The 10494-nt window shown below is 72.8% G+C and carries 8 protein-coding genes; 5 read left to right on the forward strand and 3 right to left on the reverse strand.

What is annotated here, in order from left to right; translation table 11 throughout:
* Positions 1-223: DUF2530 domain-containing protein (locus AC08OP_RS13915; protein ID WP_476614582.1), on the forward strand; the 223-nt coding region annotated here is incomplete at its 5' end.
* A gap of 28 nt (positions 224-251) precedes the next feature.
* Here the strand turns inward: AC08OP_RS13915 and AC08OP_RS13920 are convergent.
* A complete protein-coding gene (locus tag AC08OP_RS13920; RefSeq protein WP_476614583.1) occupies positions 252-3881 on the reverse strand; it encodes a sacsin N-terminal ATP-binding-like domain-containing protein in 3630 nt (1209 codons plus the stop codon).
* A 201-nt stretch (positions 3882-4082) separates the two neighbouring features.
* Between AC08OP_RS13920 and AC08OP_RS13925 the strand changes: the two genes are divergently transcribed.
* From AC08OP_RS13925 to purM, 3 genes are all read left to right on the forward strand, one after another.
* Positions 4083-4880 (forward strand): sterol carrier family protein, encoded by a 798-nt coding sequence (locus AC08OP_RS13925; RefSeq protein ID WP_476614584.1) that lies wholly within the window; start codon positions 4083-4085, stop codon positions 4878-4880.
* A gap of 248 nt (positions 4881-5128) precedes the next feature.
* The gene (gene purF, locus AC08OP_RS13930; protein ID WP_476614585.1) at positions 5129-6757 is read left to right on the forward strand and encodes an amidophosphoribosyltransferase; all 1629 of its coding nucleotides are present in this window, start codon (positions 5129-5131) and stop codon (positions 6755-6757) included.
* Entirely contained in the window at positions 6754-7863 is a 1110-nt protein-coding gene (purM, locus tag AC08OP_RS13935) for a phosphoribosylformylglycinamidine cyclo-ligase (protein ID WP_476614586.1), read from the forward strand. The genes purF and purM overlap by 4 nt, the downstream gene beginning before the upstream one ends.
* Before the next feature lie 252 nt (positions 7864-8115).
* Here purM and AC08OP_RS13940 read toward each other — a convergent pair whose 3' ends face one another.
* Both AC08OP_RS13940 and AC08OP_RS13945 read right to left on the reverse strand, forming a co-directional pair.
* Positions 8116-8322 (reverse strand): DUF3073 domain-containing protein, encoded by a 207-nt coding sequence (locus AC08OP_RS13940; protein ID WP_011434572.1) that lies wholly within the window; start codon positions 8320-8322, stop codon positions 8116-8118.
* Between the two features lie 330 nt (positions 8323-8652).
* Positions 8653-9723 (reverse strand): Glu/Leu/Phe/Val family dehydrogenase, encoded by a 1071-nt coding sequence (locus AC08OP_RS13945; protein ID WP_462186984.1) that lies wholly within the window; start codon positions 9721-9723, stop codon positions 8653-8655.
* A 261-nt stretch (positions 9724-9984) separates the two neighbouring features.
* Here AC08OP_RS13945 and AC08OP_RS13950 point away from each other — a divergent pair.
* Positions 9985-10494, forward strand: a 510-nt coding sequence (locus AC08OP_RS13950; RefSeq protein ID WP_476614587.1) for a DUF8083 family protein, incomplete at its 3' end; no start/stop codon positions are given.

Raw genomic sequence — 10494 nt, forward strand, 5'->3', positions numbered from 1 at the left:
GCCCTACGACGGGGTCGCCTCCGTCGCGGTGGGAACCGTGTTGTGGGCCATCGCCGCGCTGGTCCTGGCGTTCTTCCTCGACGACCTGCGGGACGACGGCCGGCTCTGGTGGTTCGCGACGGCGATCTGCGGCTTCGTCCTCGGGCTCGCCGGCCTGTGGATCGTGATCCGCCGCCGCAACCGGCTGCGGGCGCGGGGAACCCCCGACCACACGGATCGATAGTCCAGCGACCGGAACCCACCGGCGCGGCTCAGGTCTCGTCGAGGTCGTCCTCCGCGGCTCGGAAGGCGGCACCGTCGGGGTCGCGCAGCGCCGCGGCCAGCGCATGCCGCCGGTCCCACTGCCCGCCGCGCCAGGCCAGGGCCCGCGCGAGCGCGTCCGAGCCGGCCTCGGCATCCACGTGGATCTCGCCGCCGATCCCGCCGAGTACCCGCCAGGGCACCCGGGTCGGCCGGCCGGCGAGATCCTCGACCAGCAGCGGGTCGTGAACCCGGTACGGTGTGCCGTCCGGTGCCTGCCGGGCCTCGCCGGGGCCCGCCGAGACGATCTCGCAGGTGCCCGCCTCGGCGGCGAGGCGCACGCCGAGGACGTGGGCCACCTCGGCCGCCCGGTCCAGCGGGAGACGCAGCCCGAAGCGGTCCGCGCCGAGCAGCCCCAGCATGTCCGGTGCGTCCACCACCACGACGTCGGCGCAGGCCCGGACGCCGTCCGGGGTGCGGACGGTCAGCGGCGGGTCGAACCGCCCGTCGTGGGCGGAACCGTCCGGCGCCGTCAGGACCCGGGCCACCGCGTCGACCGCGGCGATGTACAGCGTCCGAGCCGCGGGCCATGGTACGTCCCGGTCGACGTCGCCCAGCCGGTCGAGCAGGTCCATCACCGCGCCCAGGTCGCCGAGGACGTCCTCCAGCGTCAGCCGGCAGCCGAGGTGGCGCAGGAACTCGTCGTCGACCCCCGGGAGCGGTGCCGCCGGCGCGAACAGCCCGGTGAGCAGGGGGTCCGCGTCGGGTAGGACGAGCTCGCCCGGAGGCAGAACCCTGCCGTCCCGGTGCGCCGGGTGTTCCGCGGAGCGCTCCGCCGGGTGTCCCGCGGAGTGGGGCGCCCGGCCGTCGCCACCGACGGGCAGCACCGCGTGTCGCGCCAGCCACCAGCGCGTATAGGACGGCTCGGGGGCGAACACGACGTCCCGCAACGGTGGTCGGGCGAGCTCGGCGAGCGCCTCGGGCCAGGCGGCCCGGTCGACGAGTTCGAGGTCGCGTACCGCCGCGAACACCCCGATCATGGCGGGTGCCGGTGGCCCGCCGGGAGGCGGCCGACGCAGGTTCGCCGAGCCGCCCGGCGCACCGTGGTCGTCCGCCGTGACGTCGTCAACCCAGGTGTCGCTGTCGTCGAGGTCGAGCAGGATCTGCTCGTCGGGATCCAACGGCAGGTCGTGGGCGTGCAACACCCCGAAGGTATGCAGCACACCGACCTTCGCCAGCACCTCGGCGGGCCAGGCCCGCGCGACCTCGGCGCTCAGGGTGCCGAAGGGTGCGTCCTCGGCGAGCACCCGATCCAGGGGGCCTCCCTGGATCAGCAGCTCGCCGGCCGGGGTGAAGCCACCGTCGCCGTCCGGCAGCAGCAGCTCGTCGAGCCAGCTCAGGTCGGCCGTGGACTCCTCGCTCGCGTCCCGGGCCAGCGCCAGCACCGCGTTCGCCAGGGCGGTGAGATCATCGGGATCGTCCTCCGGATCGGCGTCCAGGACCGCCTCGCGTACCGCCGCATCCCGTAGGACACTCGCCGGAGTGCCCTCAAGCGCGCCGAGGGTGCGCAGGGCATCCCGCGCCGCGTCCTGGGCGCAGGCGTCGGGATGTACGATCCGCAGCGGCAGCCCCGATCGGGCCAGCGCGACGATGTCGAGGTCGGCGGTGGGCAGCAGGGTCCCACGCGGACCGGTGACCATCCGCGTCCGCAAGGCGCTGGACCCGGCTGCGCCGCTCGGCTCGGTGCCCTCCCAGGGCGCGGGAACCTCCGCGACCGGTACCGGAAGCGCGCCGAGCGCGTCCCGGTCCGGCGCCCCGACCAGGAGCGGATAGAGACGTCCCCACCAGTGTGGCGGGCGGGACACCCCGGAGAGCAGCTCGACCAGGGCGGCGCTGTCCACCCGTCGAACGCCCAGGGTGGAGAGTGCGGTACGCCACCGGCGGGCAGCATAGGCCGCCGGGAGCAGGCCGGGAACCTTCCCAGCGACCTTCGCCGCGACCTTCGCCGCGACGGTGTCGTCACCATCCGGACCCGCCCCGTCCGTGCCGGCGATCTCGGCCGGGTCGGCCCCGGTCCAGGAGGAGCGCAGCAGCTCGGTGACCGCATCGGTCGCGGGGCCGAGATCGCAGACGGAACAGTCCCGGCCACGCAGACCGCCGGGCAGTAGCGCCGCGTCCGGGAGAAGTCGGGTCAGCGCGTCCCGTAGCCTGCCGTCGACCTCGCCCACCGGCAGCCCCGTCGGCACGAGGGCCAGCGCGGCCAGCGGGTCGCCAGGCGTCTCGTCTGGATCCCTGCCGGCGTCTGGGTCCCTGCCGGCGTCTGGGTCCCCGTCGGCGTCTGGGTCCCCGTCGGCGTCTGGGTCCCTGCCGGCGCCCAGGTATTCGGCCAGCGCCACGGTGGCCGCGCTCAGCTGACCGGTGAGCCAATCCCGTAATGGACCCGATACCGTGTGTCGACGCGAGGGATCCAATGGCAGTTCGACGCTCGCCAGGATCGGCAGCGAGATCGGTTCGTCCGTCGGCTGAGGTGCCCGCACGACCCGGGCGACGCCCTTGGGCCATCCGTCGTCGCGGACCATGACCCGGGCGGTGAAGCGGTTCCGGCCGCGCTCCTCTACCGGGCGGTCGGCCAGCAGGCTGGCCGGGATCATGCCGCTACGGGCGATGCCGCGCCAGCGCTCGCCGTTGAGATCGGCGATCTCCACGCGCGTCGACGCCGCGCTCGACCCGGGCTGGGGTGAGCCGCCCCCGCGGATCCATCGACAGGTGATCGTTCGAACGGTCCCGTTGACGTCGACCACGATCTCGCTGGGACCGCCGAGGACGAGCGGCAGGGTCGGATCGAGCCCGGCCAGCAGATCCCGGGCCGCCGTGGCCGCCGCGACGTCCCGCAGCGGGAGGCGGACCACGCTGTCGTAGCCGTCCGGCGGTGCAGGCGGCGCGGGAAGATCGAACGGTAGCCGGAGGATGGGTACCGCCCCGTCGCGCCGGGCCAGTTCTTCGGTCAGGCCCGGCGCCGGCGCCGTGGTGCCGCAGCCGCCCACCCCCGCGGCCGTCACGGCCTCGATCACCCTGCTCTTCGACCAGGTGACTCCGGACGCCCCCCCGCCCGGGCGGGACCGGGAGACGATCGAGGGATCGTCGCTCACCGCGAGCACCGCGGCGAATCCTGCGCCGAACCGCCCTACCGACGTGGTGTCCCGTTTCGCCGAGGCACGCAGGGTCGACAGCGCCTCCACCCCCGCCGGGCTCAGCGGTGCCCCCGTGTTGGCGATCTCCAACAGGCCGCCGGGACCGGCGCCGGTCTTCGAAACATCAGGAGCATCCGGAGTAGCTAGAACGTCTGGGGCATCTAGAACGTCCGGGGCATCCGGTGCATCTGGCGTGTCCGACTCCGAAGCGGAGGTGCGCAGCCGCAGGTACACCCGGGCCGGGACGCCGGCCTCACGCGCGGCGTCGACCGCGTTCTGCACAAGTTCGACGACGAGGCGGTCGCGGTAGGCGCCGAGAGCCGCGTCCTCCTCGGCATTGGCGTCTTCCCGGAAGCGGGCCGGGGAGGCGGCCCAGGCGTCAAGAACCCGCTGCCGGATCGCGGCGGTTCCGTACTCGTCGGCGGGAGCGCGCGGGATCGTCACTGGCATCTGTCCATACTCGTCTTCCCGCCCGGCAGGGCGGGGGGTCGGGTCCGGCACGCCGGCGCGCGCGGACAGCCGGATATGACCGCGTACTGGTTTGTACCTGGTGGTACCTGGTGGTACCGGGCAGGATGGGATACCCGGCCGGGACGCGGTGCCGGGCAGGATGGAGGGATGCCACCCCGTGGACGCCGCCAGGATCCCCTGGTGACCGGTACCGAGCTGGCCGCGACGTTGGCGGACCAGTGGCAGCGGATCGTCGATGCGGTGAGTGTCCTGCCCGACGGGACTCTCGGGGCGCCGAGTCCGCTGCCCGGCTGGGCGGTCGGCGACCTCGTCCTGCACGTCTCCCGTTCCGCGACCGCGCTCACCGAGGCCCTGGCCCCCGCGGTCCCGGCGTCCCGGCGCACGACGGATCTCGTCACGGCGAGGGATCTCGTCACCGCGAGGGATCTCGTCACGGCGAACGGCTACCTGACGGGCGCCGGAACCCGGGCGGAGGCCGTCGCGGACACCGCCCGCTCGCTGGCGGCAAACCGTGGGCCGGCCGAGATCAGAGGCCGGCTGGCCGGCGAGGTGTCGGCCGCGGTGGCCGCCATGGCCGCGGCGACTCAGGAAGCGGTGGTCCCGACGCCGGGCGGCCCGATGCGACTGGCGGAGTTCCTGCGCACCCGAGCGGTCGAGGCGGTGGTGCACGGCCTCGAGCTAGGCGTCACGCCGGCCCGGGGGGCGCTCAAGGCGGCGACGAAGGTGTTCGCGGAGATATTCGCCGAGCGGGCACCCGGACGCTCGGTGGAACTGCGGGTGCCGCCGTTCACGGCCGTGCAGATCGTCGAGGGTCCACGCCATACCCGGGGCACACCGCCGAACGTCGTCGAGGCCGAACCCGTCGCCTTCGTCCTGCTGTGCGCGGGCCGCCTGCCGTGGGCCGAGGCGGTGGCCGACGGCCGGGTCGCGGCCAGCGGCGAGCGCGCCGACCTCAGTTCCTACCTGCCCCTCCTGTAGGTGCGGGTTGGCTGGGCCGGATGATCTACCAGGGACGATCTGGTCCGTCCGGGGCATGCGCGCACAACGGCCGATGCGCGTCCTCACTGCTAGCGTGGTGGGAGGTAGCTGCCGGGGCGAGGCGGTGGTCGGAGTGGTCGGCGCGTCTCGGCACGTCGGCGGACGAGCCCGGCACCTCTATAGTCCCGCATGGTCCCGCGCGAGATCGTCCGCATTCTTCGGTATCCCTGACCTGTCGAGGAGTCCTGGTGCCAGACGTCGCACCCCGCTTCGGCGCTATCCCCGGCTGGGAATCCGACCTCTCCGACGAGCCGGGGCCGCGTGACGCCTGTGGTGTGTTCGGGGTGTGGGCGCCCGGCGAGGACGTGGCGAACCTGGCCTACTACGGCCTGTACGCGCTGCAGCACCGCGGTCAGGAGGCCGCCGGCATCGCGGTCGGGGACGGCCGGACTGTGGTGGTCTTCAAGGAACTGGGGCTCGTCGCTCAGGTCTTCGACGAGGTCACCCTGTCCAGCCTGAGCGGCCATGTGGCGGTCGGCCACACCCGGTACTCGACGACGGGCTCTTCTACCTGGGAGAATGCCCAGCCGTCGTACCGCACCGCCCGCTTCGGCGGCCCCATCGCGCTCGGGCACAACGGCAACCTCACCAACATCGTCGAGCTCGCGCGGACGCTCGGCGCGGAGCGGGACCGCCTACGGGCGACCACCGACTCGGACCTCATCACCGCCATGCTCGCCGACCATCCCGGCCCGACCCTCGTCGACGCGGCGATGGACGTGCTGCCCCGGCTGACCGGGGCCTTCTCGCTGGTCTTCTCGGACGCCTCGACGCTGTATGCCGCCCGGGACGCGCACGGGATCCACCCGCTCGTGCTCGGCCGGCTCGATGGCCATCCCGACGGCGCGTGGATCGTCGCCAGCGAGACGGCTGCCCTCGACATCGTCGGCGCCACTCTCGTGCGGGAGATCGTTCCCGGTGAGCTGGTCGTTATCGACGCCGAGGGGATGCGTTCTCGCACGTTCGCCCGGCCCGATCCGCACGGCTGCCTGTTCGAGTACGTCTATCTCGCCCGCCCGGACACGTCGATCGCCGGACGCTCCGTGCACGCCACCCGGGTCGACGTCGGCCGGCAGTTGGCCCGCGAGGCGCCGGTGGAGACCGACCTGGTCATCCCCGTGCCGCAGTCCGGGGTACCCGCCGCGGTCGGCTACGCGGAGGAGTCGGGCATCCCGTTCGGTGAGGGCCTGGTCAAGAACTCCTATGTCGGGCGCACCTTCATCCAGCCCTCGCAGACGATCCGGCAGCGCGGGATCCGGCTCAAGCTGAACCCCCTGCGGGACGTGATCGAGGGGCGTCGCCTCGTCGTGGTGGACGACTCGATCGTCCGCGGCAACACGCAGCGCGCGCTGGTGCGCATGCTGCGGGAGGCCGGCGCGGCCGAGGTCCACATCCGGATCTCCTCGCCGCCGGTACGGTGGCCCTGCTTCTACGGCATCGACTTCGCGACCCGCGCCGAGCTGATCGCCAGTGAGGCGGGCATCGAGGAGATCAGAACCTCTCTCGGGGCCGACTCGCTGGCCTACGTCTCGTTGGAGGGCCTCATCGAGGCCTCCCGCCAACCGGCCGGCACGCTCTGCCGGGCTTGCTTCGACGGCGTGTACCCGGTTCCGCTGAACGATTCCGACAAGCTCGGCAAGCATCGGCTGGAGGCGACGGGCGGCGCGGAGACCACCGAGGACATGATCGCCGAGGCGCTGCGGCGCGGCGTGACGCTGGGCATGAACGGTGCCGATCCCTCCCCGGACAGCCACGACGCCGAGCCCGAGCTTGAGCCCGAGCCCCAGCCCCAGCCGGCCGGGGTGAGGCCCGCATGAGCGGTGGATTGAACTCGTACCGGGCGGCCGGGGTCGACGTGGCCGCGGGCGAGCGTGCCGTCGAGCTGATGCGTGGTCACGTCGCGCGCGCCACCCGGCCCGAGGTCGTCGGTTCGCTCGGCGGATTCGCCGGCCTGTTCGCGCTGGACACGGCGCGGTACCGCCGGCCGCTGCTCGCCTCGTCGACCGATGGTGTGGGTACCAAGATTGCCGTTGCCCGGGCCCTGGACACGCACGGCACCGTGGGTATTGATCTGGTCGCCATGGTCGTCGACGACCTCGTGGTGTGCGGCGCGGAGCCGCTGTTCCTGCTCGACTACATCGCGTGCGGCTCCCTGGTCCCCGCGCGCGTGGCCGAGATCGTCTCCGGCATCGCAACCGGCTGCGAGCAGGCGGGGGCGGCGCTGGTCGGCGGGGAGACCGCCGAGCACCCCGGGCTCATGGGTAGCGACGACTACGACCTGGCCGCGACGGGGGTCGGGGTCGTGGAGGCCGACGACGTGCTCGGGCCGGAGCGAGTCCGGCCCGGGGACGTGGTGGTCGCGATGGCATCATCCGGCATCCACTCCAACGGCTTCTCGCTCGTACGGCATATCTTGTTCGGTCCCGTCGATTCTGGCCAGCCAGGTGGGATTCCCGAGACCGCACGGGAGGATCTGGAGTCATACGTCCCGTCCCTGGGGGGCACGCTGGGCGCGTCCCTGCTGGTTCCGACCCGCATCTATGCCCGGGACTGCCTGGCGCTGGCCGCGGCTGTCGAGGTGCACGCCTTCGCCCACATCACCGGCGGCGGTCTCGCGGCGAACCTCGCCCGGGTCATCCCGCCGGGCCTGCTGGCCACGGTGGACCGGGCGTCGTGGTCAGTGCCCCCGATCTTCGGTCTGCTCGCCGAGCGCGGCGGGGTGACCCAGGCGGACATGGAAGCCACCTTCAACCAGGGAGTCGGCATGGTGGCGGTCCTGCCGGCCACTGCGGTCGCCGACGCTCTCGCGCTGCTCGCCGCGCGGGACGTGCCGGCCTGGGTGGTAGGGGAGGTCGGCGCGGCGGGCGCTCCGGAGCCAGCCGGCGTGGCCAGGGCTCGGTTCGTCGGCCGGCATCCACGCTGAGGCGGCCCCTCCGGGGGCAGCACGTCCGGGCAGGGCACCCCCCTGGGCAGGGCAACCCCCTGGGCAGGTTGGGCAACCTGTCCGGGCAGCCTGGGCTGATCAGGAGTGAACTGGCGAAGAAGCATGCAGCGCAGCCAGGATCACGGCAGCACGTTATGGCGGTGGGAGCCCGGGCCTGAGCCCGGACGACCACCATCGGCGACGACCACCGCGGTGAGCCTGCCGCGGTGAGCGACTACCGAAGCGACGCTGTCAGCGGGAGGAACGTCGATCGTCCTCGTCGTCTGCGTAGGCGTCGTATCCGTAGTCGTCATCTACGTACGAGTCGTCGTTGTTGTTCTCGCGCGTCGAGCCCGCGCCCAGATCCGCCTTCAATCGGTCGAGATCCATAGTGGGCGAGTTGTACTTGAGCTCGCGGGCGACTTTCGTCTGCTTGGCCTTAGCTCGGCCGCGCCCCATGGCTCGACCCCCTCGAACATGACGACGGGGACCCGCCCCGGTGCTCTCACTGTCTCGTGCTTCCCGAGACTACAGGGACCGGAGGCTTCTCGGCACGCCAACCCGACAGTTGCCTGTCCCCGGACAAGGTGCCCGCGATTGGAAACGGTGTATGAACCCGCTTGTCCGGTGGGTTCGATCGGGGATATCTGCTCGTCCCCGCCGTCGGCGGCCCGTTTGACGGGGCCTGGATGTGATCATCGTCACCTGTCCCCGTTGACGTTCAGGCCTCCGCCGGGCGGGTGATCGTTCCTGGTGGCGGGGGTGTGCCTCGCCCCACCCCGGTCGGCATCAGGGCAGCAGGATCCCCCGCAGGCGTCCCACGTCGGTCATACGGCGTTCGGCGAGCCGCTCCGCGGCCTCGGTCGGGGTCACCCCCTCGGCCTCGGCGAGGCGGAACACCTCCGAGGTGGTGTCGAAGATCTGCGCGGCCCTGGCCCGGGCCCGCTCCGGCGAGTAGCCCTCGATCTCGTCCGCGACCTGGATCAGGCCGCCGGCGTTGACCACGAAGTCGGGGGCGTACAGGACTCCGGCGTCGGCGAGCTGCCGCCCGGCCTCGGGCTGCGCGAGCTGGTTGTTGGCGCCGCCGCAGACAACGCCGGCTCGCAGCCGGCGGACGGTCTCCACGCTCAGCGCTCCGCCCAGCGCGCAGGGGGCGTACACGTCGACGTCGAGGTCGAGCAGGTCGTCCGGGTCCGGCACGGTCTCGGCCGCCGGGAACTCCACCCGCAGCCGGGCCAGGGCCACCGGGTCCACGTCGCCCGCGACCACCGAGGCGCCGCTGTCGAGGAGATGCCCGACGAGCCGCCGCCCGACCTTGCCGACTCCCGAGACCGCGACGCGGCGCCCCGCCAGGCTCGGCGTTCCCCACCGGTGCCGGGCGGCGGCGCGCATGCCCTCGAAGACTCCGTAGGCGGTCAGCACGCCGGAGTCGCCCGAACCGCCGTGCGCCGGTGACCGTCCGGTCACCCACCGGGTTTCCCGGGCTATGATGTCCATGTCCGCCACGTAGGTACCGACGTCGCAAGCGGTGATGTACCGGCCGCCCAGTGAGGCGACATGGCGGCCGAAGGCGCGCAGCAGCGGCTCCGACTTCGCGACGGCCGGATCACCGATGATGACGGCCTTGCCGCCGCCGAGGTCCAGCCCGGCGCAGGCGGCCTTGTAGGCCATCGCCCGGGACAGGGCGAGGGCGTCCGCCAACGCGACTTCCTCGTCGGCGTAGGGGTGGAAGCGGGTACCGCCCAGCGACGGCCCCAGCGCCGTCGAGTAGACGGCGATGATCGCGTGAAGACCCGAGGGACGGTCCGAGCACAACAGCACCTGCTCATGGTCACAAACGGCGCTGAACAGGGACGACATGGCGCACCTCTCTCCTCGGGGCCTCCGTGGGGCCTCCTGGGGCCTCCGCGGGGCACGCGGCCCCCACCGCATTGATCCCGCGCCGCGGGCCGAACCACCCCGCGCCGCACCCAGGGCCCGCAGATCGTGTCCTGGCGAACCCTACGGCGCCGGTAGGCCGGACGGCTTGTGTGCGGACGTGCCAGGATCGAGGCATGCCAGGATCCAGGGCATCCGCGTGGGTGTCGTCGGTCGGATCGCGCGCGGTAAGTGGGTCCTGAGGTGCCCGTCGTCTCCCCCGCGGCGTATCTGCGGGTGTACGAACCGCTCGCTGCCTTTCCCGCGGCCGAACGTGGCCGCTGGCAGCGTTACGCCGCCGCGGGGCCGCCGTCGCGCCGGGCCGGTTCCCGCCGGGAGCGGGTCCTGGCGCTGGTCGCGACCGTCCGTCCCACCCTTGACGTCGCCGACGAGTCGGCCTTCGTCCAGTGGATCGACGGTCTGATGTTCGTCTGTCCGTGGTCGACCCAGCTGCGGGTGTGGCAGGCGGCGCTCGAGTTCCGCGGCCTGATGCCCGACCGCGTCGCGGAGGCGTTCCTGCCACGGCGGATCATCGAGCCGGCCGAGGTCGAGCTGGACCGGTGGAAGGCCCGCCGCCCCGCGCTCAAGGTCCACGTGCAGACCTGTACCTGGATGGTGCCACCGCCGTGGTTCCTGCTCTTCGACCCGGCCGAACGGTCCCTGGTCACGGGGGACACCGCCGAGCGGTCCATGATCTACCGAACCACGATGAGC

Source organism: Frankia sp. CeRuru1 (assembly GCF_977966315.1).